General features: G+C 35.5%; 21 protein-coding genes and 1 pseudogene. 7 read left to right on the forward strand and 15 right to left on the reverse strand.

What is annotated here, in order from left to right:
• Positions 1-35: 35 nt before the first annotated feature.
• The 7 genes from nprB to AC3WVZ_RS24295 form a co-directional block, all read right to left on the reverse strand.
• A complete protein-coding gene (gene nprB / locus AC3WVZ_RS24265) occupies positions 36-1685 on the reverse strand; it encodes a neutral protease NprB (protein WP_000745123.1) in 1650 nt (549 codons plus the stop codon).
• 156 nt (positions 1686-1841) lie between these two features.
• Positions 1842-2540, reverse strand: a complete 699-nt coding sequence (locus tag AC3WVZ_RS24270) for a pirin family protein (protein ID WP_000488927.1) — start codon at positions 2538-2540, stop codon at positions 1842-1844.
• A 51-nt stretch (positions 2541-2591) separates the two neighbouring features.
• Positions 2592-3002 (reverse strand): MarR family winged helix-turn-helix transcriptional regulator, encoded by a 411-nt coding sequence (locus tag AC3WVZ_RS24275; protein WP_098396439.1) that lies wholly within the window; start codon positions 3000-3002, stop codon positions 2592-2594.
• A gap of 111 nt (positions 3003-3113) precedes the next feature.
• Positions 3114-3548 (reverse strand): DUF3920 family protein, encoded by a 435-nt coding sequence (locus AC3WVZ_RS24280; RefSeq protein ID WP_053563403.1) that lies wholly within the window; start codon positions 3546-3548, stop codon positions 3114-3116.
• A gap of 137 nt (positions 3549-3685) precedes the next feature.
• Complete coding sequence (uptA, locus tag AC3WVZ_RS24285; RefSeq protein ID WP_000900214.1) at positions 3686-4279, reverse strand: undecaprenyl phosphate transporter UptA; 594 nt, start codon at positions 4277-4279, stop codon at positions 3686-3688.
• A gap of 84 nt (positions 4280-4363) precedes the next feature.
• Positions 4364-5563, reverse strand: a complete 1200-nt coding sequence (locus AC3WVZ_RS24290; protein WP_000380223.1) for a cation:proton antiporter — start codon at positions 5561-5563, stop codon at positions 4364-4366.
• Positions 5564-5567: 4 nt separating this feature from the next.
• Positions 5568-6062 carry a cation:proton antiporter regulatory subunit gene (locus AC3WVZ_RS24295; protein WP_001026075.1) on the reverse strand — a complete coding sequence of 165 codons (495 nt, stop codon included), beginning with the start codon at positions 6060-6062 and terminating at the stop codon, positions 5568-5570.
• A gap of 409 nt (positions 6063-6471) precedes the next feature.
• Here AC3WVZ_RS24295 and AC3WVZ_RS24300 point away from each other — a divergent pair, with 409 nt between their 5' ends.
• The 3 genes from AC3WVZ_RS24300 (at position 6472) to AC3WVZ_RS24310 (ending at position 9451) form a co-directional block, all read left to right on the forward strand.
• Positions 6472-7905 carry an alanine/glycine:cation symporter family protein gene (locus AC3WVZ_RS24300; protein WP_233935524.1) on the forward strand — a complete coding sequence of 478 codons (1434 nt, stop codon included), beginning with the start codon at positions 6472-6474 and terminating at the stop codon, positions 7903-7905.
• Positions 7906-8362: 457 nt separating this feature from the next.
• Positions 8363-8803 carry a Dps family protein gene (locus AC3WVZ_RS24305; RefSeq protein ID WP_001041895.1) on the forward strand — a complete coding sequence of 147 codons (441 nt, stop codon included), beginning with the start codon at positions 8363-8365 and terminating at the stop codon, positions 8801-8803.
• A 450-nt stretch (positions 8804-9253) separates the two neighbouring features.
• The gene (locus AC3WVZ_RS24310) at positions 9254-9451 is read left to right on the forward strand and encodes a hypothetical protein (protein ID WP_000656312.1); all 198 of its coding nucleotides are present in this window, start codon (positions 9254-9256) and stop codon (positions 9449-9451) included.
• Positions 9452-9466: 15 nt separating this feature from the next.
• Here AC3WVZ_RS24310 and AC3WVZ_RS24315 read toward each other — a convergent pair whose 3' ends face one another.
• Both AC3WVZ_RS24315 and AC3WVZ_RS24320 read right to left on the reverse strand, forming a co-directional pair.
• Positions 9467-9748, reverse strand: coding sequence for a hypothetical protein (locus AC3WVZ_RS24315; RefSeq protein WP_000390910.1), 282 nt, complete (start codon positions 9746-9748; stop codon positions 9467-9469).
• Positions 9749-9852: 104 nt separating this feature from the next.
• A complete protein-coding gene (locus tag AC3WVZ_RS24320; RefSeq protein WP_492226179.1) occupies positions 9853-10431 on the reverse strand; it encodes an LOG family protein in 579 nt (192 codons plus the stop codon).
• Positions 10432-10504: 73 nt separating this feature from the next.
• Between AC3WVZ_RS24320 and AC3WVZ_RS24325 the strand changes: the two genes are divergently transcribed.
• From AC3WVZ_RS24325 to AC3WVZ_RS24335, 3 genes are all read left to right on the forward strand, one after another.
• Positions 10505-10828, forward strand: a complete 324-nt coding sequence (locus AC3WVZ_RS24325) for a MazG nucleotide pyrophosphohydrolase domain-containing protein (protein WP_000355744.1) — start codon at positions 10505-10507, stop codon at positions 10826-10828.
• A gap of 53 nt (positions 10829-10881) precedes the next feature.
• Entirely contained in the window at positions 10882-11388 is a 507-nt protein-coding gene (locus AC3WVZ_RS24330; RefSeq protein ID WP_000949403.1) for a ferritin, read from the forward strand.
• A gap of 150 nt (positions 11389-11538) precedes the next feature.
• The gene (locus tag AC3WVZ_RS24335) at positions 11539-12708 is read left to right on the forward strand and encodes a DUF418 domain-containing protein (RefSeq protein WP_001076361.1); all 1170 of its coding nucleotides are present in this window, start codon (positions 11539-11541) and stop codon (positions 12706-12708) included.
• Positions 12709-12752: 44 nt separating this feature from the next.
• On the opposite strand, the gene AC3WVZ_RS24340 is transcribed toward AC3WVZ_RS24335, so the two are convergent.
• From AC3WVZ_RS24340 to AC3WVZ_RS24355, 4 genes are all read right to left on the reverse strand, one after another.
• A complete protein-coding gene (locus AC3WVZ_RS24340; protein ID WP_233935526.1) occupies positions 12753-13934 on the reverse strand; it encodes a NupC/NupG family nucleoside CNT transporter in 1182 nt (393 codons plus the stop codon).
• 353 nt (positions 13935-14287) lie between these two features.
• Positions 14288-15469 carry a NupC/NupG family nucleoside CNT transporter gene (locus AC3WVZ_RS24345; protein WP_000673841.1) on the reverse strand — a complete coding sequence of 394 codons (1182 nt, stop codon included), beginning with the start codon at positions 15467-15469 and terminating at the stop codon, positions 14288-14290.
• A 294-nt stretch (positions 15470-15763) separates the two neighbouring features.
• Positions 15764-17206, reverse strand: coding sequence for an alanine/glycine:cation symporter family protein (locus AC3WVZ_RS24350; RefSeq protein ID WP_000346373.1), 1443 nt, complete (start codon positions 17204-17206; stop codon positions 15764-15766).
• A gap of 338 nt (positions 17207-17544) precedes the next feature.
• Complete coding sequence (locus AC3WVZ_RS24355) at positions 17545-18975, reverse strand: alanine/glycine:cation symporter family protein (protein WP_142408188.1); 1431 nt, start codon at positions 18973-18975, stop codon at positions 17545-17547.
• A gap of 304 nt (positions 18976-19279) precedes the next feature.
• Between AC3WVZ_RS24355 and AC3WVZ_RS24360 the strand changes: the two genes are divergently transcribed.
• Positions 19280-19918: an NAD(P)-dependent oxidoreductase gene (locus AC3WVZ_RS24360; protein ID WP_000689906.1), complete on the forward strand. Its 639-nt coding sequence runs from the start codon at positions 19280-19282 to the stop codon at positions 19916-19918.
• A 44-nt stretch (positions 19919-19962) separates the two neighbouring features.
• Here the strand turns inward: AC3WVZ_RS24360 and AC3WVZ_RS24365 are convergent, their stop codons facing one another.
• Together AC3WVZ_RS24365 and AC3WVZ_RS24370 are read right to left on the reverse strand one after the other, a co-directional pair.
• Positions 19963-23766: a putative mucin/carbohydrate-binding domain-containing protein gene (locus AC3WVZ_RS24365; protein ID WP_233935528.1), complete on the reverse strand. Its 3804-nt coding sequence runs from the start codon at positions 23764-23766 to the stop codon at positions 19963-19965.
• Between the two features lie 572 nt (positions 23767-24338).
• Positions 24339-25259 (reverse strand): annotated as a pseudogene (locus AC3WVZ_RS24370) (thioester domain-containing protein).
• Positions 25260-25281: the final 22 nt, after the last annotated feature.

Below are 25281 nucleotides of genomic sequence, written 5' to 3' on the forward strand. Positions count from 1 at the left end.
AAAGACCTGACTAGGATGTCAGGTCTTTTCTCTTATTATTTTACACCTACTGCATCATAAGCTTTCGTTACAGCTTGTACAGCTTTAGAGTTTTTACCATATAAATCTTCAGCTGACTGAAGAGCAGCTTGACGCATCATTTTGAAGTCAGAGTTTGCAGTTAAATATTTCGTAAGAGCACGGTAGTAAATTTTTTCTGTCGCTTCACGGCCCACACCAGTTACTTTCACGCCGTAATGATCTCCGCCTTCAGATACTAAATATGCAGCTTTATTGTTAATACTGCTGTTAATATGAACACCGCCATTATCAGCTGTTCCAGTATAACGTTTACTATAGTGATCTGGGTAACCCTCACTTGGTTTTAATGGATTTGGAATAGACGCTGGGTCTTTAAGAGAGCGAAGTGCATCACCAGGTTTATCAGGTGTATAAATATCAGCACCTAAATCCCAGCTCTTCTTCTCAACCATAACACCCATAATATCAGATAACGATTCATTTAACGCCCCTGACTCATTTTTGTAAACAAGGTTTGCTGTATGTTCAGTTACAGCATGCGTTAATTCGTGACCGATAACATCAAGTCCAGCAGATAATGGAATGAACGTTTTTCCATCGCCATCACCGTACATCATTTGCACACCATTCCAAGCTGCGTTATTCCAGCTCTCCCCTACGTGAACAGTTGAAATAAGCTTCGCACCTTTATCATCGAAAGAGTTACGATTAAATGTCTTTTTGTAGTAATCATATACTTTTCCTGCATTTACATGCGCATCAACTGCAGCTTTATCTTCGAAGAACTTAGATTTACTTTCAACTTCTTCTCCTGTATATCCAAGCCATTGTGAGAATAAATTAAACCAGTTCTCGTCCATATTTTCTGCATCAAATGTATGAACACCTTGTCCTCGTTTACCATCAAACAAGTTGAATTGTCCTGTTTTCGTATCTTGAGCAATTTCAAATGATTGTCTAGCACCTAATACTCCGTAACCAAATCCAGTAATGTTATCTACAGCGTTATATTTCTCAATAACATTTCCATTCGTTGCATCAACAAAATAATGCCAATACCCTGGAGCTGGTTTTGAAATCGATGCCTTAACTAAGTATGCAAGGTAGTAATTACCGTCTTTTTCATATACAAATAAATCTTTTTTCACACCATCATAACTCTTTACTTTACCAATTTCTTTCTCAATATCTGCCTTTGCAATTGTTTCTGCTTGTTCCGCAGTAATGCTTGCAGCTGCAGGAATATTTTTATCATCTAAATTCGGAATAACTTGTCCGAAGAATGCTTTTACATTATTCTCTTTATCAAGTGTAACAGTTTGATCAGAACCGTATACAGGAATGTTATTATGTTTCTCAACTAGCTTCACATGTGTCGTATCAGATTCAGCGTCTTTTTCTTCCCCAACGATATTAAAATGCTTTTCAATATTTCCTGCTAATTTAAACATATCTTTCTTACTCTCTAAGTATTGAAAGACTGTCTCTTTTTTATCTAGTCCTTCCGGTGCTTTCCATTCTTCACCTATGTATGCAGGTGTTTTAAATTCTTGATGATATTGAATTTTTTGTTCTTCCGCTTTCGTTGTCGTTGCCCCAAACGCTCCAAATCCCCCGGCGATAACAGTTAACGCTAATGCTGATGAAATGACTTGCTTTTTCACTATAACATTCCCCATTCCCATAAAGATTTTTGACACTTTTATACAATTCTTATTTTCCCAGCCGATACCTCTACCAAAAATTTGAGAAACATTTTTCAGACAATTCCAATCAAAAAAAGAGGACATCTATCGGATGTCCTCTTTTCTATAAACCTTTTATTGTTTTTTCAATTCAATTGCTAAATAGTGTGATTGCTCTTTCGCTTGAATGTGAATATCTTCTTCTACAGATTCTGCTGCATCCCGCATAACAAACGTTTCACCATTTATTACACTGCTTCCTTCAATTTGTACAAGGTACAATTGACGGCCTTCTTTCACTGGAAAATGAATTTCTTTTCCAGCCTCTAATGATAAAGAATATAAATTCGCATCTTGGTGAATTTGAATTGGTGCATTTCCTTCTACTGAAGATACCATATGGAACCATTCATCTTCACGCTTGCTCCAATCAAATTTAAACTCACCATAGTTTGGTTTATGATCTGCGCGGTCTGGTAAAATCCAAATTTGTAATAAACGCAGCGTTTCATCGCCTAAATTATGCTCGCTATGAAATACACCCGTGCCAGCACTCATATATTGAACATGTCCACGCTCAATTGTTCCGCGATTTCCCATGCTGTCTTCATGTGTTAAAGCACCATCTACAACGTAAGAAATAATCTCCATATCACGGTGCGGATGCATATCAAAACCAGTTTGCGCCGCTACTAGATCATCATTAATAACACGTAACGCTCCGAAGTTCATGTTATTTGGATTGTAGTAATTGGCAAAAGAAAAATGAAAATGTGTATTTAACCAACCATGATTTGCTCTGCCCATATTTTTATGATCAACTTTTCTAAACATATCCTTCACCTCATACTATCTCGAATTCGAGATTTATTTTAAAATTTTTTCTTACTGTAACTTTTTTAATAGTGTTAATAACTGCTTTTGTTCCTCTATATTTAAATTATGAAACTTCTCTGCTTGGAACGTTTCTTGAGGTGGGACGATTTCCTCATATAAAGCTCTTCCCTTTTCTGTTAAAGAAATATATTTCGTAGTACCCTCTTGTTCACGCAAAATCCACTCAAGCTGCTCCATTTTATTTAAAAGCTGCGTTACATTTCCTTTCGTAACAAATAGCTTATTTCCAAGTTCTTGCTGCGTTAAACGATCATGTCCTCCAACTTGAGCTAACACATCAAATTGGGCGGCAGATACATTCCATTTCTTCAAATGCTGATTCGTCTCACGAATACTCTTATTATAAAAACGTGATAAACGAAACCATAATAGTAGCCCTAGTCTATCTTCTGTTTTCATTTCATCACCTCGCTCGTTTCATACCATTAGTTTAGAACTAAACTTTATAAAAGTCAAATACTTATTTTTAATAAGCGCAAAGAAAGCACAGCGCTATTTCTCCACTATGCTTTACATTAACTTTCTACTCTTATATTCATCCAATTTCCTCTCCGCGAACTTCCTCGCATCTTTTTCAATCCACCGCTCTTCGTACCGTTCACTTCCCACATACAATATATCTCTCTTATGCTGCATCGCATGGCGGAATTCATGCAGTAGCGTTTTGAGAACTTGCTCATACTCTTCCCATATACAAACGAAAATTAATTGCTTTTCTTTATGATAAAAACCACCTACTGGGAATAGGAACTCTTCTTCCTCTTCTCCTAATGATAGAAGCACATCGTTTGCATCACACGTATCACAAAAAATAACGGGCGTTTTACATACTTCAATAAGAGAAAACAAATCCTCTCTCAACTTTTTGATATCCCAAGGAAGCTCCGAATCCAACACATACCAATTCTCTACCTGTTGATATACATTTTGAAACTGGAGTTCCATTTCTCTTTATTCCCCTTTCCAAGCACCCTTTTTCTATATGTATGCCACAATATGGTAAATATTAAACGTATTCTTTCATCCTTGAAAAAATGCCAATAAAAAAGGAATCTACGTCGACATAGATTCCTTTTCTGTAATCACTTTTTTTTCATCATTTTTTTTAATACAAAATAACCAATTGCACAAACAATAGCAGCAAGTGCAAAGTATTTCACATATGGCCCCGCAACTTTATTAATACTTTCCCACTCTGTTCCTAATTTAAAACCTAAATATACAAACACAATTGACCAGGGAATAACAGCTAATGTAGTTAGCGTAATAAACTTAGCATGTGACATTTTCGCAATACCCGCTGGTATCGAAATAGCATGACGCACAACCGGAATAAAACGTGCGGTAAAGATAACGCCAGTTCCATAACGATTAAACCAATCTTCAGCATAATCAATATGTTTCTTCTGAATTAAAATATATTTTCCATATCGCTCAAGAACAGGTCTTCCTCCATATCGACCAATCCAATAAATGAATAGTTGTGCAATTACACCACCAATTGTACCGAACGCGACAGCGCCCCAAAATGTAATGCTTCCTGTTGATACTAAATAACCTGCATAAGACAATACGATTTCACTTGGAATAACCTCTAGCATTAATCCAAGCATAATTCCCCAATAACCAAGTCCTTCTAAAAAAACTAAAACCGAATGGATCAACTCTCCTAACATCATGTACCTCTCTTTACTGTTTTCATTACAAAAATGAAAGTACAAGCAGGAAATATCTTGTACTTTTATTTTTTAAAATTTAGTTTAGTTAGTCTTCGTATCCCACTTAAAGATTTTATTTAAGAATTTATATACATTCTTCGACTCTTTTGTCAAAAGTGGGCCTAAAATGGATAGTATAAGCACGTATAGTGCTGAGAATGGTTTCAGTACTGACATTAAACCACCGGCGATACCGATATTAGCCATAATGATGGAGAACTCTCCTCTTGAAACGATTGTTAATCCGATATTTGTTGATGCTTTATGAGATAATCCAGCTTGTCTTCCTGCAATCATTCCTGCTACAAAGTTACCGATTATCGTAAGAAGGACAGCACCTAACGTTAACCATATCGCTCCGCCTAATGAGAACGGATCAATACTTAACCCGAAGCTGAAGAAGAAAATAGCTCCGAAAAAGTCTCTAAATGGAACAACAAGATGTTCAATTCGGTCACTATGCTCTGTCTCAGAGAAAACTAATCCTAGAAGAAGTGCTCCAATTGCTTCTGCAACGTGAATTGTTTCTGAAAAACCAGCAATGAAGAATAATGAAGCAAATACTACAATAATAAAGATTTCATCTGAGCTAATATTGAGCAATTTATTTAATAACGGCGTAGCCTTTCTAGCTACTATAAAGAATAGAAGCATATATCCTAAAGCAATTCCAATTGAAGTAAGGGCACCTAAGAAGGAAGCGTGATCTCCAAGTACTAAACCAGAAACAACTGATAAATATACAGCAAGGAATATATCTTCAAACATAATAATTCCTAAAATTAATTCGGTTTCATTATTACCAGTTCTTCTTAAGTCTACTAACACTTTAGCAACGATAGCGCTAGAAGAAATCGTAATAATACCCGCAATAATTAAGATTTCTAGTAATGGGAATCCCATTATAAATCCGTATAACAAACCAAGTGAAAAGTTAATTAAAATATAAATCGTTCCGCCAATCGCAATAGAGCGTCCAGATTTAATTAGTTTTTTCATTGAAAATTCTAATCCTAGGTAGAATAGAAGGAATAGAACCCCAATCCGTCCAAGGAAGGAAATTACACTTGCACTTTCAATAAATTTGAGATCGATAACACCTATTGTCGGTGCATGCGGTCCTACTAACATTCCAAGAACGATTAGAAAAGGAATTACTGAGAATTTAAATTTTCCAGCAATTACTGCTGCAATTGCCACTAAAACTAAAGCTGTACCAACTTCAAAAATTAACGTATCCATCTAATCAGTCCCCCCTATTTGAAAGTAATTCATTAATGATTTTTTTAATTTCTTCTCTCTCACCTGAAACTACAAGCATATCTCCTTCTTCAATTACTGTTTCTGGTCCTGGATTAAATAACTTCTTCATGTTCTTCTTCATAACCGCGATTATTGTTACGCTATATGTTTTTCTTATTTCAAGATCGCCAATTGTTTTTCCGATTGCTGGAGCTGTATTCTCCACTTTGAACCACTCAATCGCTAAACCTTCAAAAACCATCTCAACATTTTCTAACGCCCTAGGCTTATATACCATTCCACCTAATATTGCAGCGATTTGTCTCGCCTCTGAGTCACGTAGCGAAATACTTGAGATGCTTTCTTCATGATCTGAATCAAAATGATACATTTCTCTACGACCATCATCATGAATGACAATTACCATCTTTTCGTTACCTTTCGTAACGATTTGAAACTTATAACCAATACCTGGAAGTTCACTTTCTCTAATATTCATTTTTAGCTCCTCCATAACTTATTTATTTTAATTTTCTGTTTTTCTGTCTTTTATTCATCCAATCAACTTTAGAAATTCTAACCACTCAGGATATTTGTGATTTGGAAATCTTTTATTGTAATAATAAGTGGACCCTAAAAAGATACTTAAAGATGTAATGATAAAAAATATATTACTTCTCATTTTCAAACTCTCAAGGCTTACTTTCCATAAAGAATTTTCTTTCAAATTATCCCCACCTTCTCGCTTTAAATTTAGTTTTTTAAAATGTAAATAATTCTAAAAATATTACGATGTAACATAATCATAACACAAAAATGATTTAAGTAACATAATTTTTTAGAAAAATTGATTCTCGTATATTTTTTGCATATAATTTTCTTATTACGAAAAAAAGGAAGTGTATTATATGGTTGATATCTTTAGCAGATTCCTTGAGGTAACGAATAATATTTTATGGTCATATATTCTTATTGCAATGCTAATCGTCTTCGGTCTTTACTTCTCTTTTAAATTAAAATTTGTCCAAATTACTCATTTCAGTGAGATGGTCAGCTTAATTAGTAAAGGGTTTAATCGAAAAGAAAAAAAGAAAGATAGCATCTCACCATTCCAAGCATTTTGCTTAAGTGCAGCAGCACGTATCGGTATCGGAAACTTAGCTGGTGTAGCATTAGCAATTTCAATGGGTGGACCTGGCGCAATATTTTGGATGTGGTTTATCGCAATTATCGGAGCAGCTACTAGTTTTGTAGAATGTACACTTGCGCAAATTTATAAAGTAAAAGATGGAAGTAGGTTCCGTGGTGGACCAGCATATTACATGGAAAAAGGGTTAAACAAACGCTGGATGGGCGTCTGGTTTTCACTTCTTATTACAGTTGCGTACGGATTAATTTTCAATTCAGTGCAAGCAAATACAGTAACAATAGCGTTTGAAAATGCTTTTGGACTAGAGCGAACAATCGTAGGAGCTCTATTAGCCTTATTAGTTGCAGTTATTATTTTTGGTGGTATTAAGAGCATTTCACGTATTACAGAAATGATTGTTCCGCCAATGGCAATCGTTTATATCGGCGTGGCTATTTTTGTCGTTATTAACAACTTCAGTATGTTACCAAGCATTTTCATGGAAATCTTTAACGGTGCATTCGGTTTAGACCAAGCCATCGCTGGTGGTATTGGAGCAGCAATCAAGTTCGGAATTCAGCGCGGTTTATTCGCTACAGAAGCGGGAATGGGTAGCTCTCCTAATGCAGCAGCAACATCTGATGTATCTCACCCTGTAAAACAAGGGCTTGTTCAAGCGTTAGGCGTTTTCGTAGATACATTCTTAGTATGTACATCAACAGCATTTATCGTATTATGTTCTGGACTTTACAAAGGATCAAATTTAGAAGGTATCGAATTAACACAAAACGCATTAAGTTCACAAATTGGACCGTGGGCAAGCACTTTCTTAGCGATTATTATTTTCCTATTCGCTTTCAGTTCACTTCTAGGAAACTACTATTATGGTGAAACAAATATCGCATTCATTAAAGAAAGTAAAACATGGTTAATGATTTATCGTGTTGCAGTTGTCGGAATGGTATTCTTCGGATCAATCGCTGCTCTTAAAACAGTTTGGAGTTTAGCTGATTTATTCATGGGACTAATGGTATTCACAAACTTAATTGCCATCTCATTCCTTAGCAAATTTGCTTACGCTGCATTAGTAGACTATTTGAAGCAAAAGAAACAAGGAAAAGATCCTGTCTTCGTCGCAAACTCTATCCCTGGCTTAAAGAATACAGAGTGCTGGGATGGGCAGGATGTAGAAGAAAAACAAAAGGCCGTTTAACAAATAAAAGCGAAGTGGCTCGTTCAGAACAGGAGGGTGTTGGAACTCCTGATTACGAGGCGCTTTTTGCCTCGAATGAAGGAGTGAAACAACCGACTGTTCTAGCCGCTGGAGCTGGATATCATTTAAAGCGGAAGCGGCTCGTTCAGAATCGCAGGACACTTCAAGCTCTCGACCTTGAAGCGCTTTTTGCTTCGAGCGAGAGAGCGAAATGACCGACTGGTCTAGTCACCGGAGCTGGATATCACTAAAAGCACAAGCGGCTCGTTTAGAACAAGAGCCATATCTCAAACAAAGGCCCTATTACTTCACCGTAATAGGGCCTTTTATTTACAACAGTTCATAATTTGTTCAAATTAATTCCAGCAAAAGGGTTGATTTATAGAGATTACTAGATTATAATGATTATAAATTAGTAATTGATATCACATAACAACTCAAAAGGAGATTGATCATAATGAACAAACAAGTAATCGAAGTATTAAACAAACAAGTAGCAGACTGGAGCGTTTTATTCACAAAACTTCACAACTTCCATTGGTACGTAAAAGGACCTCAATTCTTCACATTACACGAGAAATTCGAAGAACTTTACACAGAATCAGCTACTCACATCGATGAAATTGCAGAACGTATTTTAGCAATTGGTGGCAAACCAGTAGCAACAATGAAAGAATACTTAGAACTATCTTCTATTCAAGAAGCAGCATACGGAGAAACTGCAGAAGGGATGGTCGAAGCAATCATGAAAGACTACGAAATGATGCTAGTCGAACTGAAAAAAGGCATGGAAATCGCTCAAGACTCTGACGATGAAATGACATCTGACCTACTACTAGGCATCTACACAGAACTAGAAAAACACGCTTGGATGCTACGTGCGTTCTTGAATCAATAATAATTAAAAGCGGAAGCGGCTCGCTCAGAACAGGAGGGTGTTGGAACTCCTGATTACGAGGCGCTTTTTGCCTCGAATGAAGGAGTGAAACAACCGACTGTTCTAGCCGCTGGAGCTGGATATCATTTAAAGCGGAAGCGGCTCGTTTAGAGTCGCTTTTTTATGTAATGGTCGCACTTAACGGTATACGAAATTATATCAACGATTTTTCAAATATATCGATCATAACTCGCAATATATCAACGATTTTTTCATTATATCAATCATTACCCGCAATATATCAACGATTTGACAAAGGATATCAATTTGCCGACAAATCACGACAATATCAGCGCCCCTCTCCCCTACTTTTATCAATATATTACAATCTCATCTATGTTAAAATATAGGAAACACCCTTTAGCTTTTCCAAATTCATCATTTACTACTTAAATGACGGGAGTGGTTCAGTTGAAAGACTACTTAATTAGAGCATTTTTTGCGTTAATAACAGTTGGGATTCTCTTACTTATAGCTAATATTTTCAATATACGTGTCGAGGTTAAGGACTATGCTTTCCTCGTTGTCGTAGCAATTGGTGGCGGCTGGGGTGGCTGGTACCTGTATAAAAAACAAAGCAATCAAAATGATAAAGGCATTCCAAAGTAATATGGAATGCCTCTTTTATTGCCTTCTGTAATAAATAATGAAATTCAGACCACTAATACAACCAATCGCAATAAACATACAAAACGATTGTGGATCTCCACCTAGATTATACTCATCAACGATAAATCCGGACATAAACAACGTTATCGCTGAAACACCGATACACAATACCGAGATAAACCAAAGCGAAAATTCATTAATCAACTCTTTCTTCTGTCTCAAAACAATTAGCATAACAAGAATAGACGCTGCTAAAATACTTTTAAAAACCGGACGTAAATATACGAACTCCTCCATCTATTTCTCCTTTCCCCAAAACATTACATCTAAACATTAACATATTTAACCAAATTAAAAACACATGCCATCTTAAATTAAAACGACATGTGTTTCCGTATTTGCTATGATAGTTGCTTCCACTTCGTTCCCAAAACAGGACGCTCATAATTTTGGATTGCATGAATTAGTTTATCTGCTGTCTCAGCTGAAACGATCAATTCTTTATTTGATGAATTCATAAATCCTTCTTCTGCTGCACGTTCAACCATTTGCAAAATTGGTCCGTAAAAACCTTTTATGTTTAATAAACCAACCGGCTTATTATGTATACCAATTTGTGACCAACATACAACTTCAAATAGTTCTTCAAACGTTCCGTATCCGCCTGGAAGCGCAATAAAAGCATCTGCAAGCTCTGCCATTTTCGCTTTACGTTCATGCATCGTCTCTACTTCAATTAATTCTGTTAATCCTGTATGCACAATTTCTCCTCGAAATAGACCGCGCGGCATAACACCTGTTACACGTCCACCTAAACGAAGAACTTCGTTTGCTACTTCTCCCATTAATCCAACGCATGAACCACCGTATACAAGCTCATACTCGTTCTCAACAAACATTTTACCTAACTGCATTGCCTGCTCTTTGAATTCTGGTCTCTCCCCTAAATTAGAACCTGCAAACACACAAATCTTTCTCATTCCTACACCCCGAAACTATATATTGTTATGATACAATTGACATTGTACAACATATTGAGGAGATGAGGAAGAAATGGATATCGTTGCATTTCAAAGATGGGTTGAGGAATTTTACGAAAAACGAAGCTGGTCACAGTATAATGCCTTTATTCGCTTAAATTTCTTAACCGAGGAAGTTGGGGAAGTTTCACGAGTCGTTCGTGCTATTGAAATTGGCCGCGATCGCCCTGATGAAGATGCGAAAACAGAAGAAGAGCTAAAACAAGAACTAAAAGAAGAACTTGGCGATGTACTATCTAACCTTATTATTCTTTCGCAAAAATATGATTTAGACTTACAAGACATTATGGACGCACACGTCGCAAAGCTTTCAAAAAGGTTCGAAGTATCTAAATGAGAATATTATCAATTATGGTATAATATTCTTGTCACAATACTAAGGGGGATTTTATGTTATCAAAAAAATTGCACGACGCATTAAATGAACAAATGAACTTTGAATTTTACTCTGCCCATGCTTATATGGCAATGGCTGCTTACTGTACAGCTGAGAGCTATGATGGATTCGCTAACTTTTTCCTTGTACAAGCTGAAGAAGAACGTTTCCACGCAATGAAGCTTTATAACTATATTAATGACCGCGGAGAGCGCGCTATTATTACTGGATTTGATAATCCGAATAACGAATACGAATCTGTATTAAACGCTTTTGAAGTCGCACTTGAGCACGAGCGTGAAGTAACGAAACGTATTTACAACTTATCTGATATCGCTTGGGACGAGCGTGAACATGCAACAATTACATTCTTAAAATGGTTCGTTGACGAACAAGTTGAAGAAGAAGCTTCATTCGATAGCATCATCCAAAAACTAAAACGTATTACAAGCGATTCAAACGCACTGTTTATGCTAGATGCTGAATTAGAGAAACGTACATTTACGCCTCCAGCTGAGTAATATTTCAATCACCTTAATACATGTATTAAGGTGATTTTTTTGTTTGCTCTCTATCTTAAAATCACCTTAAATTTCCTCATATTTGACATAGTGCCAGATATAAAATGGTATTATTTTCAATATAAAAACGAATATACGAGGAGAGGAAAAATGAATCAACGTGTAGAAGCTGTTGATGCAATTCGTGGTTTTGCTTTGTTTGGCATTTTACTAGTCAATATGACATTAATTCAATTTGGGTTCTTCACCAGTGAAAAACCAACTTATCTATTTGGCGATCTTGATAAAGGTGCTAATTGGTTTATTCAATTTTTCGGCACACATAACTTTATATCCCTATTTTCTTTTCTATTTGGGCTTAGCATTATTTTGTTACAAAAAAGTATTATCACAAAAGGAAAAAAATTCTTCCCCACATACATAAGACGTATTATCATTCTTTTACTACTCGGCTACATTCACGGCACTTTTGTTTGGGAGGGAGATATTTTATTTGCATACGGAATAATCGGGATTTTTTTAATGATATTCATCAATCGAAAACCGAAAACTTTGCTTATTTGGGCGATTATTCTACTCGCACTTATTACACTTATGTCTTATCAAACTGATCCATCTACAAATATAAATGATTTCGCACCTTATACTGAAAAAGAACATAAAGTCCATCAAACTGGAAGCTATATGGATCACGTCAACTTTAGATTGACTGAAAATCCTTTTGATTACATGGGAATTGACGGTGCATTCGGATTATTTTTCATATCAGTTTTCGCAATAATTTTTATGTCTCCACTGTTCCTACTCGGAATGTATGTAGGGAAAAAAGGCTGGCTATTTGAGGTCAGTAAACATATACCTGCTGTCAAAAAAATATGGTTTGCCACCGGTCTCTTCTCTTTTACAATTAAAATCTTAGCTATGTTCATAAAACACCCGGTTTTAATTATGTTACAAGATGGCCTTACACCAGTAACTATGACCTTCTTTTACGGAAGCACAATCATTTTATTATTCCATTACAAAAAAGCAACCCGTCTACTAACATACATGGCGAACATGGGGAAAATGTCCGTTAGTAATTACTTAGCGCAATCTATTATCGCAACAACCATTTTTTACGCATATGGATTTGGCTTATACGGGAAAATCGGCTATTTCTTCGGTATTCTTTTAACCATCGGAATTTATACGATTCAATTATTCGTTAGCACCTATTGGCTCCAGAAATACCGAATGGGGCCAGTGGAATATGTGTGGAGACTGGGAACTTATTTAGAGAAACCACGTTTTAAAAGAGACTTGGATAAAGCAAGTTAAACAAAAAAAGCAATGAGCCTACGCTCATTGCTTTTCTTAATTTATTAAAGCATAACCCCAACGATAATCGCTGATAATATACTTACTAATGTTGCACCGTATACAAGTTTTAAACCGAATGATGATACAACGTTTGCTTGTTTGCCATCGATACTCTTCGTTGCACCTGCGATAATTCCGATAGATGAGAAGTTCGCAAATGATACAAGGAAGATAGATAAAATACCTACTGTACGAGCTGATAAATCACCAGCTACTTTACCAAGATCAAGCATTGCAACGAATTCGTTCGTTACTAATTTTGTTGCCATAATTTGTCCTGCTTGTAACATCTCTGATGTTGGAATACCCATTACGAATGCTAATGGTGAGAAGATATATCCTAAAATGCTTTGGAATGTGATTCCGAAAATTGAATCGAATACACCATTAATTGCTGTAATTAATGCCACGAAACCGATTAACATCGCCGCTACTGTTACAGCGATTGAGAAACCAAGCATAATATATTCGCCTAACATTTCAAAGAATGTTTGTTTCTTGTCTTCTTGTAATTCTAAAATATCGTCTTCTTCTTTTACTTCATATGGATTAATGATATGAACGATAATGAATCCACTGAATAAGTTTAATACAAGTGCTGTTACTACATATTTTGGATCAATCATTTTCATATAAGAACCGACAATTGACATCGATACTGTAGACATTGAAGATGCACAAAGTGTGTATAAACGATTTTTCGGTAATTTGCTTAGTTGATCTTTTACTGTAATGAATACTTCCCCTTGACCAACGATTGCAGCTGCTACCGCATTATATGATTCTAGTTTTCCTAAACCGTTAACTTTACTTAATAGGAAACCGACTGCACGAATGATAATCGGTAAAACTTTAATATGTTGCAGAATCCCGATTAATACTGCTAAGAAAATAATCGGTAATAATACTGTTAAGAAGAATGGTGCTTGTCCATCGTTTGCTAGACCACCAAATACGAAATTAACCCCAGCTTCCGCAAATTTTAAAATAGCGCCAAATCCATCTGCGATCCCTTTTACTAATATAAATCCGACCTTTGTATTTAGTAAGAAATACGCAAGTACCAATTGAATGACAAGCATAAGTGCAATTGGTTTATATTTAATTTTCTTACGATCTGAACTAATAAGGAAACCTAGTACAAACACTACAAGTAAACCGACTAGAAACATTACGAACTTCATATGTGAATCCTCCACTTCTCCCACAAGTTATTGGTCGTATAACGTATAACGAATGACGTCTGACCATTATTGTTAAAAAAATTTAAAACCCCTAAAACTATTCAACTGTCATCTAAAATCAGTAAGCGTTTACATAAATTGCAATTGATAAAAGGTAGCTTCTTCTCTCCTACCATACTTGAAAGTCTGAAATTGATACCACCTACAAATCAAATTGTAAGCGTTATCTAGACGAAATGCAATATAAATTTTAAAAGATTTTTATATGTTAATATATTCCTAATTAATTGGTTTTTTCATGTAAATTTACCATAAAAAAATAGCCCTAGCTATGAGCTAGAGCCATCCTTTTTTTATAACATAACACCAACGATAATCGCTGATAGAATACTTACTAATGTCGCACCGTACACAAGGCGTAGACCGAATGATGATACAACATTTGATTGATTTTCATCGATACCTTTCGTTGCACCTGCAATAATTCCGATAGATGAGAAGTTCGCAAATGATACAAGGAATACAGAAAGAATACCAACTGTACGAGCCGATAAATCACCAGCTACTTTTCCAAGATCAAGCATCGCAACAAACTCGTTTGATACTAATTTTGTTGCCATAATTTGTCCCGCTGTTACCATTTCTGCTTGCGGGATACCCATTACGAATGCTAATGGTGAGAAAATATATCCTAAAATAGCTTGGAATGTAATACCGAACATTGTATCAAACAAGCTATTGATTGCTGTAATTAATGCTACGAAACCGAGTAACATAGCTGCTACTGTAATCGCAATCGTGAAACCAAGCATAATGTACTCGCTCAGCATTTCAAAGAATGATTGTTTTTTCTTATTTTCTAATTTCAGTGTATCTTCTTCTTCTGTAATATCGTACGGGTTAATAATATGAATGATAATGAAACCACTAAATAAATTTAATACAAGTGCTGTTACTACATATTTCGGTTCGATCATTTTCATATAAGAACCAACGATTGACATCGACACTGTCGACATAGAAGATGCACATAATGTATATAAACGATGTTTTGGGATTTTACTTAATTGATCTTTTACTGTAATAAATACTTCTGCTTGTCCAACAATGGCAGCTGCTACTGCGTTATATGATTCTAGTTTTCCTAGACCATTTACTTTACTTAACAACGTACCAATAGCACGAATAAATATCGGTAAAATTTTAAAGTGTTGCAGAATTCCGATTAAAACCGCAAAGAATACGATTGGTAATAACGCTGTTAAGAAGAATGAAACCTCTCCTTTATTAACAAGACCACCAAATACGAAAACGATTCCAGCTTCCGCATATCCAAGAAGTGCGCCAAATCCATCTGAAATTCCTTTTACTAAAATATAACCAACTTGCGTATTTAATAAGAAATAAGATAATGCTAGCTGAATAATAAGCATAATTGCGATTGGTTTATACTTAATCTTCTTTCGATCGGCACTTATAAGAAAACCGAGTACAAATACAACGAGTAATCCTACAAGGAACATAACAAACTTCATTAATAAAATCCTCCATTTAACTCTTCATTAACGTTGAACGTCTGACCATTCAAAACAAGAAATAATCCGAACTTTCCATTTCTCCTCCAAAATCTTCAATCGGATAGGAAAGATCATAAAACCTCTTATTTCAAAGGCATTTTCCATTCTAACACAAATCACAAATCATATCCGCACTTTTCTTTAAAAAATTACATTTTATTATAAAACGTCTATGAATGTTCGTCTTTTACTATTTGCAAATAGTTGAATAAAACAAAAAAGAGCATCAAGTTTCACTTGATGCCCTTTTCATTATACCGCTTTTTCTTTATCAGCTACCGCTGACTCACCCCAACACTCTGTATTGTTCAAACCTGGAATAGACTCCGCATAAAAGACTGGATCTTTCCCTTGTTTCTTTTGCTTAATATAATCTGATAACGCTGCGAAAGCATACTTAGAAAGGAATACAATTGCTACTAAGTTAATAACAGCCATAATTCCCATAAATAAATCTGCTAAATCCCAAACGATTTGAATTGTCGCTACAGATCCTAGCATAACCATACCAAGTACAGCAATGCGGTATGCATTTAATAGCACTTTACTTCCATTTAAGAATTCAATATTTGTTTCACCATAGTAGTAGTTACCTACTAATGAACTGAACGCAAACAAGAAGATTGCCACTGCTACAAATATAGAAGCCCATGGACCGATATGTTGACTTAACGCCTGCTGCGTTAATTGAATTCCATTTAAATCAGCTGCATTATGCACATCTGATAAAAGAATAATAAATGCTGTACAACTACAAATTAATAATGTATCAGTAAATACCCCTAAAGTTTGAATGAAACCTTGTTTAACTGGGTGCGTTACGTTTGCAGTCGCTGCTGCGTTCGGCGCACTACCCATACCTGCTTCATTTGAGAATAACCCACGTTTTACCCCTAATAAAATCGCAGCTCCTAATCCTCCGCCTACTACTTCTTTAATTCCGAAAGCATGTAAGAAAATTTCTTTAAATACATATGGAATTGCCGTAATGTTTGTTACAACAACGAATAATGCCACTGCTACATAAATAATTGCCATTACTGGAACAATCATTTCAACCGCGCGAGCAATTCGTTTTACTCCGCCGAAAATAATAACTGCAAGTAAACCAGCCATAACAAGACCTACTAATCTACTATCTGTTTTGAACGCCCCATCAAAGGCAGCCGCTACAGTATTAGACTGTACAGCGTTAAAAATCAATCCGAAACTTACTGTTATTAGAACAGAGAACACAACACCTAACCAGCGTTTCTTTAAACCCTTTTCCATATAATACGCTGGGCCCCCACGGAATGCATTCCCATCTTTTACTTTATAAATTTGCGCTAATGTGCTCTCTACAAATGCAGAAGCACCCCCAATTACCGCGATTAACCACATCCAAAATACTGCTCCTGGACCACCTGCTGAGATCGCAATAGCTACACCAGCTAAGTTACCAGTACCTACACGAGAAGCTGTACTCATACAAAACGCTTGGAATGATGATACGCCGCTCTTCTCTTTTTGCGCTTTCCTCGTTTTCGAGCTTGCCCCGTCCCCAAGCAAACGAATCATTTCACCGAAGTAACGAACTTGGACAAATTTCACACGAAATGAAAAATAGAGTCCTAACCCAATTAACATCGCAATAATGATATATGACCAAAGGATATTATTTATATCCCCAATTACCTTAGCTAAAAAATCCATAATTGCATTGCCCCCTCTTCCTAACAATAAGAAAATTATATTCTAAAAACTTTTAGTAATCAAGAACTTTATGTTAGGTTTTATAACATGAGTACGTTAATTATTTTAACATACGTGTTTTTTCACATGAAAATATAGCCATTACATGCATTTATCCAATACTTAATAACTTATCCTATTCGACCAGCCATACTTTTAAAACAGTACGTTCCCCACAAATAACGAGAGAGAGAGAAACAAACAAAAAAGTTATATTAATAATTACCTCTCACCCTTTTCATCATTTACTACAACAAAAAAGGCGAGCATCGAATTTACCTCGATGCTCGCCTTTTCAATTACACTGCTTTTTCTTTATCTGTTACCACTGGCTTATCCCAGCACTCTGTATTCGTTAAACCAGGAATAGAATCTGCACTGAAGACTGGATCTTTCCCTTGTTTCTTTTGTCTTACATAGTCTGTTAATGCCGCGTACGCAAATCGGCCAAGAAGTGTAATCGCAATTAAGTTCGTGATTACCATTAGACCCATAAATAAGTCTGCCATATTCCATACAACTTGAAGCGTCGCAACAGAACCGAATAATACCATTCCAACTACCGCAATACGGTAAATTGTTAACCACGTTTTGCTTTGCTTAATAAATTCAATATTTGTTTCACCATAATAGTAGTTTCCTAAAAGAGAACTAAATGCAAATAAGAAAATAATAATCGCTAAGAAGCTACTTGCCCATGGGCCGATTTGTGAGCTTAATGCATTTTGCGTTAATTCAATACCTTCTAAATTTGTTGCTTTATATGCACCAGAACATAGTACGATAAATGCTGTTGATGTACATACTAAGAATGTATCTACTAAAACGCCGATCGTTTGAATAAAACCTTGTTTTGCTGGATGCGTTACATCAGCTGTTGCTGCCGCGTTCGGCGCACTACCCATACCTGCTTCGTTCGCAAATAATCCGCGCTGAATACCATATTTCATCGCAGCGCCGATACCGCCACCTACAGCTGAATCTAAACCGAATGCACCTTTAAAGATTTCCGTAAACACATCTGGTATTAAATAGAAGTTTTTAATGACAACAAAAATAGCTACCGCAATATAAACAAGCGCCATTGGCGGAACAATCATTTCCGACATACGTGCAATACTTTTTACACCACCAAAAATAATAACCGCAACTAATACAGCTAATACAATACCAACAATATAACGCTCTAAACCAAATGCATTTTCAAACGCTAATGTTACTGTATTCGCTTGTACTGAGTTAAAAATTAAACCGTAACTAACTGTAATAAGGATAGAAAACCAAATTCCCATCCAACGTTTATTTAAACCTTTTTCCATATAATAAGCAGGACCACCACGGAAGCCACTGCCATCTTTTACTTTATAAATTTGCGCAAGCGTACTTTCTACGAAACTTGAAGAAGCCCCGATAATCGCAATAACCCACATCCAAAATACAGCTCCAGGTCCTCCCATAGATATAGCTAATGCTACACCAGCTAAGTTACCGATACCAATACGAGCTGCTGAACTCATACAAAACGCTTGGAAAGAAGATACACTACCTTTTTTACGCGTCTTTCCAGTTAATCCATCACTCATTAGTCGAACCATTTCCCCTAAATGAGTAATTTGTACGAATTTCAATTTAATAGAAAAATAAAGACCTAAACCAATTAACATCGCAATAAGAATATATGACCAAAGAATTGTATTTGTTGATGAAATAAATTGCTCTAAAATATTCATACAATTAACCCCTCCTTTTCTCCATAAAACGAATTATATTTAAAAAACATTCAAAAATCAACATTTTTCGACAATTTGCAATTTCCAAATATTAGCCAGGTTCACAGTAACAATATCTTTATGACTGACTACCCTCCCTCTAACTGTGCATACTAAAACAAAAAATAAATTCACAAACAACCCTATTGACAAAAATACCAACCTGTAACTATAATGATTACAACAGGTTGTAACAAACCTAATTACAACAAATTCATTTACTTTCAGATATACACTTTAACAAAACACTTTGGAGGGATTTATTATGAAAATCGGAATTATCGGAGCAACTGGTAAAGCAGGAAGTCGTATTTTAAAAGAAGCATTAGATCGCGGACATGAAGTAACTGCAATCGTAAGAAACGCTGCAAAAATTACAGAAGAAAACGTAAAAGTTTTAGAAAAAGACGTATTTTCTCTTACATCTAACGACTTGCAAGCATTCGATGTAGTTGTAAATGCATTCGGTGCTCCAGCAGGACAAGAACACCTTCACGTAGATGCAGGAAACGTACTAATTGAAGCGATGAAAGGTGCACCTAACACAAAATTACTTGTAGTTGGTGGCGCTGGAAGCTTATTTGTAGACGAAGAGAAAACAACACGTGTATTTGAGACACCAGGTTTCCCAGGCGAATACCTTGCAACAGCTCAAAACCAAGGTAAAAACTTAGAGATCTTACAACAAACAAATGATATCACTTGGACATTCATCAGCCCTTCTGCACTATTCGCATTAGGAAAACGCACTGGTTCTTATACAGCTGGTAAAGACAACCTGCTTGTAAACTCAAAAGGTGATAGCTACGTAAGTTATGAAGACTTCGCAGTTGCAGCACTTGATGAAATTGAAAATCCAAAACACGTAAACGAACGCTTCACAGTAGTATCTGAAGCTGAATAATAAAAAAATCTCGTAAAACATTATGTTTTACGAGATTTTTCTTATTATTGCACTTGCTCTAATCCATTTTGAGTAATCTTAAAGGATATTTCTTGCCCCTTCATCGCATCCTCTTTTTTAACTAACTCATTCTTTTTATACCAATTCAAACGACTCGGTTCCGCATGGTATACTTTCAGCACATCTCCATACTCAAATGCCGTTCCATTTACTTGCCCAGCAAAATTCTTTGAAGTCTCTTGTCCTTCTGCCGTTACATGCTTTTTCTTATTTCCATTTTGATCATAAATCGTAAGGCCTATATACTGCTCATTTACAAAGCGATAATGAATCTCCTCATTTGTAAATGTTGCATGTAATTTCTTTTCAGCATGGTTTAACGTAACAATTGAACGTGTAACATCGGACACACCTTGATAGACTAGACTATCAAGGTGTGTCACTTCTACAGGAACTTCCGTCACCTTCTTATTTCCAAATCGATCTTTCGTTTCTACTTTCACTTTTTGCTGACCAATTTTTGTCGTATCTATTTCCCCTACAAAACCTACTACTTCTCCACCCTGTACTTCAACAAAGTTCTTCGCGTCTAGCGTTTCGCTATTTGTTCCGATTACTACTTGCTGCGGATTTGCTTTTACTGTTTGCTCACCGTCTAATCTTTCAAATCCATTTTCAGTTATTTTGAAGACTAATTCCTTTATCTCTTTACTTTTTCCTTCGCCCACATATACATCTTTTTGATACCAATGTAAACGAGAAGATTCCGCATGATATACTTTCACTACATCTCCATACTCAAATGCAATTCCATTTACTTCCTTAGCAAATTCTTGCGTATTCTCTAAACCTTTTACTGCTATATTTTTCTTCACTCTTCCTTCTTTATCGTACAATGTGAATTCAAAATACTTTTCATCTTTAAAGTAATCATGAATTAGGTTCTTTGTATCTGTCGCACTCAGTTTTTTCGTATCATGATGCAAAGTTACAATTGATTTCAAGTCACCATCTCTATAGCTCAGCCCATATACAAGTAGGCTATCTCCATATGTTACTGTTAGAGGAACTTCTGTCACTTTCTTATTTCCAAATCGATCTTTCGTTTCTACTTTTACTTTTTGTTCACCGATTTTTGTTGTATTTGGTTTTTCTACAAATCCAACTACTTCTCCATCTTTTACTTCAACAAAGTTTTTTGCATTTATTTTCTCTACATCTGTTCCGATTACTACCTTCTGTGGTACTGCCTTTACCTCTTGTAAAGTTTCCATTCTTTCAAAGCCTTTTTCAGTTACCTTGAAGAATAATTCTTTTTCTACTTTCGCCTTACCTTGGCCAGCAAGGCTATTATTTTGATACCATTTCAAGCGGTCCGGTTCTGCATGGAATACTTTTACTACATCACCATATTCAAACTGCATTCCACTCACTTGCTCCGCAAATTTCTTTGAAGTTTCTTGTCCTTCCGCTGTTACACGCTTTTTTGTGTTCCCATTTTGATCATATAGCGTAATCCCCATATACTCTTCATTTACATAACGATAATGAACAGGATTACCTGTAAACGTTGCGTGCAGTTCCTTTTTATCATGTTGCAATGTTACAACCGAACGTATTGCATTATCATTAGCATGAAATACTAAACTATCTCCATAAATTACTTCAAGCGGCACTTCTGTTATCTTCTTATTTCCAAAAGCATCCTTCGTCTCTATTTTTACTTTTTGTTCTCCAATTTTTGATGTATTTGGTTTTTCTACAAAACCAACCACTTCTCCATCTTTTACTTGTACGAATTCTTTCGGATCTAGTTTGTCTACATCCATTCCGACTACTACTTTTTGCAGTTTCGCCGTCACTTCTTGTAAACTATCTTTTAATTCGAACCCTTGCTCAGTTATTTGGAATAATTTCTCTTTTTTATTTTTAACTTTTCCTTGATCTACAAGTTCGTTATTTTTAAACCACTTCAAACGGCTTGGTTCTGCGTGGAATACTTTTATTACATCACCATATTCAAAATCCAATTCATTTAGTTCCATCGCAAATCTTTTTCCCGTTTCTTGTCCTTCTGCTGATACACGTTTCTTTTCAATCCCATTTCGATCATATAGCGTTAAGCCCATATATTCTTCTTTTTCAAAACGGTAATGTATTTCATTATTAGTAAAGTTTACATTTAATTTCTTCTTATTGCGGTGAAGTGTCACTGTCGACATTACATCATCTGAAAGTCCTTGAAAAACTATACTGTCATCATAAAATCCGTTAACTTGGACAGGAATTGAATTTTTATTTCCTTTCTCATCCCCAATTTCTACTAACACTTCCTGTTTCCCATTCTCTAATTTAGGCCATACAATCTTTCCTGTTACTTTTACATTCTCACCTAAATTTCGAACAAGCTTACTTGCTTCATTCTCGTCAGAATCTGTACCAACTAAAAGATTTTGTACTTCATTAGCAGGTTCACCATACGGAACCTTATACAGTTCAACTTGCTTCTCACGAATATCATTACTATCTGTAGCTTTCCAGATTTCCTTTTCTAATTTAGGTAACTTTGATTTTTCTATTTTCTCTCTAATATCATCATTTGGTGTTAATCCCCACTCCTCAAAGAAAGGAATTAAATTTTGCCCTGCCACTTTTGATGTCATATAAATAAATAGCTGCTTTTTCTCTTCATCAGAATGAGGCATTTCACTCTGAGGTAACAAACGATAAGCTTGATGTAACCTAGGATAAAAATGTTCTCCATACACTACATTTAATTGCCAAAACATTGTAAGAGGATTAATGTCATCAATGAATCTTTCTGCTTTAGGCTTCTCTAAATACTCAAATGAGTTTTTATAGTGCTCATCCATTTCTAATTGATTCCCTAACGCCTTTTGAACAGCTAATGAGTAAATATTTACTGTTACTTCCCTTACTTTAGACCACTTCCACGGTTCTTGCTGATGTAAATGACCAACTTCATGCCACGGTCCCCATCCATCCTTCTCAAGTACCTCTATATCTAAAACTCTATTCATTGCAGTTGGAATATATCCTGTATGATAATGTTTCGCAAACATAAAGTCCCCTTTAGCAGGCTTCCGTTTTTCAACAAACTGAACATAATGAGTTGGAGATTTTGCAACCCCAACACTGTCCTCAGATAATCCTGCCACTGCGTTTTCTAAACGGATAATCTTATCATGCAATTTCATTAAATCTGTTGGATCCGTATTCTTCATATATTTCTGCACAGAATCGTAAGTAGTAGTAATTAAGCTTCTCTCACCTTTTAATTCAACTGCATAAGGATCCTTATATTTTTTTAACATTTCATCCCAATCTTTTTTCGTATGCTTACCTAAAATAAATAAAGGAAAGTGACTACCACCATTTGTAACGGAAGCTGTTACTTCTCCTTCGTTATTCATATTATAAAAATATAAAATACCGCCTCTTGAAGATGAAATAACATTTTTTCCTGGTTTTAAATCAAACTCCTCTGGGTCCTTTTCATCATAAGATCTCGTTCCAATAAAAGCTTGGATAGACTGCGTTCCTTTTATGTCAATTGTAATCTCTTCATTTGGCTCTGCATAAATTCCAGTCGATTCATTAGCGGAAAGTTTCCAAGTAACTCTTAAACGATTATTTTCTTCTTCTACGCTACCTTTCCCAGGCAACTGAAATACTCTCTGCTCAAATTTATTCTCTTCCAACTGCCCGCCCTTATTCTCTTCCAAAGGCGCCGCATATCCTTTTGATGCTTCGAAAGCTACTGGTGATAATAATGTAGATATACATATACCTGCTACTAATACCCTACTCTTTTTCTTCTTTGACATAATCTGTGTCCCCTGTCCTTTTTTTAGACAAACCATCCTATATATTCGTTTAATGAAAAATCCTATTATCTTTATAAAAACATTTAACGAATAGACTAACACCTCGCGCACCTGTATCTATTACTACCGCATTTCCCTCCATGTATTCGCTTTCTTACATTGTACAATTTTTATGTAATATCCCCTCCTCACTTCTCTCTATTTGTGATGAGTTCTCTTGCTACATAAAAAAGAGAATAGTAAAAGATATTTTTCAGTATTGTCATCTATACATCTAAAAATATGAACAACAATAGAGTTTTACATTTTCTTCATATATGACCATCTATAGGTAGTTTTTCCAACTGAATTGTACACGCTTTACACTTTGTTTGATAGCCTCTCTAATTAGAATAATGTTACAATTTCGTGAATAAAATCCATTTATTGTAACGTTTAGATTTCTCCATATTTTATTATTTTTAAATACTTCTTCAAACGTTAAAATAGTGTTTCACTCGATTAATTATTATCTTAATATACTTTTAAAGAATTCATATGAAAAAGCATTGGCATATACCAATGCTTTTTCATTATCTCTTTTGATTCGGTTTATGCGGTTCATTTGGAGTATATGGCTTATTTGGTTTATTTGGAGCCTCAGCCTTTTTCCAACTTACCGCTAACTCTGGACTTGTTTTTTCTTCACTACGCTCAAGTAATACTACTGCATTTTGAATAGTCGGTGTACCTTTATGCGCAATCCCTTGTAATTTCGTTAAATTTCCTGATACTTTAAAGCTAAATCCACCAGCTGGTGTTTGTTTCGGAATTAAAATGCGGAACTTTTCTCCTACATTAAATTCTGTTTTTGTTTCGCCTTTTTCATTTGCAAATTTCACGCCCGCTGGTGCACCTGTTGCTTGCACTTTATACGTTCCGCTTTTTGCATTTGTTTCTACTGTATATAAGCCTGTTTCAAAGAAATCATTTTTTAAGACTGCTTCTTGTTCTTCTGTAGGAGTTACACTCATCGTAATTTCTTGTAGTTCTTCACTAGCACTTGCTTTTGCAACGATATCTTTCGTTACCTTTTCTACATTTTTATTTCGGAAATCTAAATCATTAACATCAATTTGTTTTAACGCATTCCATACTGCAAGCTGCGTTGCGTAATGCGCCTCTCTCCAATCAGATACCCCTAATTCTTGTGGACTCTTTTGTGGATATCCATTCAATAGTACACGGTACACATTAATATCCACTTTCCCCATTTCCGGTAAATCTTGACCGCTTGGAGATTTCAAATCTACATTTAAGCAAAAAGCAATTTTACCATCTGCCGTTTTAATAAGCTCTGTTCGAATTGGCTTCTTCTTGGACTTACTATAACTTCAATCCATTTGATACTTTGTATGGTCCATCACTTCTGCGAATGCTTTTTGAAGTGGGAATAACACAAATAAAACACTTAAAAACATAGCTAAAAGTTTGAACGATTGCTTTATATTCATGTTTACAGCCCCTTAATAACAA

The sequence above is a fragment of the Bacillus sp. CPT56D-587-MTF genome (genome assembly GCF_058792335.1).

What these genes read in the sequence shown, in the direction of transcription:
- AC3WVZ_RS24355 (WP_142408188.1), bottom strand. Translation starts at nt 18,975, where the DNA reads ATGAATATTTTAGAGCAATTTATTTCATCAACAAATACAATTCTTTGG.
- AC3WVZ_RS24335 (WP_001076361.1), top strand. Translation starts at nt 11,539, where the DNA reads ATGAATCAACGTGTAGAAGCTGTTGATGCAATTCGTGGTTTTGCTTTG.
- AC3WVZ_RS24360 (WP_000689906.1), top strand. Translation starts at nt 19,280, where the DNA reads ATGAAAATCGGAATTATCGGAGCAACTGGTAAAGCAGGAAGTCGTATT.
- AC3WVZ_RS24315 (WP_000390910.1), bottom strand. Translation starts at nt 9,748, where the DNA reads ATGGAGGAGTTCGTATATTTACGTCCGGTTTTTAAAAGTATTTTAGCA.
- AC3WVZ_RS24330 (WP_000949403.1), top strand. Translation starts at nt 10,882, where the DNA reads ATGTTATCAAAAAAATTGCACGACGCATTAAATGAACAAATGAACTTT.
- AC3WVZ_RS24325 (WP_000355744.1), top strand. Translation starts at nt 10,505, where the DNA reads ATGGATATCGTTGCATTTCAAAGATGGGTTGAGGAATTTTACGAAAAA.
- AC3WVZ_RS24345 (WP_000673841.1), bottom strand. Translation starts at nt 15,469, where the DNA reads ATGAAGTTTGTTATGTTCCTTGTAGGATTACTCGTTGTATTTGTACTC.
- AC3WVZ_RS24320 (WP_492226179.1), bottom strand. Translation starts at nt 10,431, where the DNA reads ATGAGAAAGATTTGTGTGTTTGCAGGTTCTAATTTAGGGGAGAGACCA.
- AC3WVZ_RS24280 (WP_053563403.1), bottom strand. Translation starts at nt 3,548, where the DNA reads ATGGAACTCCAGTTTCAAAATGTATATCAACAGGTAGAGAATTGGTAT.
- AC3WVZ_RS24290 (WP_000380223.1), bottom strand. Translation starts at nt 5,563, where the DNA reads ATGGATACGTTAATTTTTGAAGTTGGTACAGCTTTAGTTTTAGTGGCA.
- AC3WVZ_RS24275 (WP_098396439.1), bottom strand. Translation starts at nt 3,002, where the DNA reads ATGAAAACAGAAGATAGACTAGGGCTACTATTATGGTTTCGTTTATCA.
- AC3WVZ_RS24365 (WP_233935528.1), bottom strand. Translation starts at nt 23,766, where the DNA reads ATGTCAAAGAAGAAAAAGAGTAGGGTATTAGTAGCAGGTATATGTATA.
- AC3WVZ_RS24340 (WP_233935526.1), bottom strand. Translation starts at nt 13,934, where the DNA reads ATGAAGTTCGTAATGTTTCTAGTCGGTTTACTTGTAGTGTTTGTACTA.
- AC3WVZ_RS24295 (WP_001026075.1), bottom strand. Translation starts at nt 6,062, where the DNA reads ATGAATATTAGAGAAAGTGAACTTCCAGGTATTGGTTATAAGTTTCAA.
- AC3WVZ_RS24300 (WP_233935524.1), top strand. Translation starts at nt 6,472, where the DNA reads ATGGTTGATATCTTTAGCAGATTCCTTGAGGTAACGAATAATATTTTA.
- AC3WVZ_RS24350 (WP_000346373.1), bottom strand. Translation starts at nt 17,206, where the DNA reads ATGGATTTTTTAGCTAAGGTAATTGGGGATATAAATAATATCCTTTGG.
- AC3WVZ_RS24270 (WP_000488927.1), bottom strand. Translation starts at nt 2,540, where the DNA reads ATGTTTAGAAAAGTTGATCATAAAAATATGGGCAGAGCAAATCATGGT.
- uptA (WP_000900214.1), bottom strand. Translation starts at nt 4,279, where the DNA reads ATGTTAGGAGAGTTGATCCATTCGGTTTTAGTTTTTTTAGAAGGACTT.
- AC3WVZ_RS24305 (WP_001041895.1), top strand. Translation starts at nt 8,363, where the DNA reads ATGAACAAACAAGTAATCGAAGTATTAAACAAACAAGTAGCAGACTGG.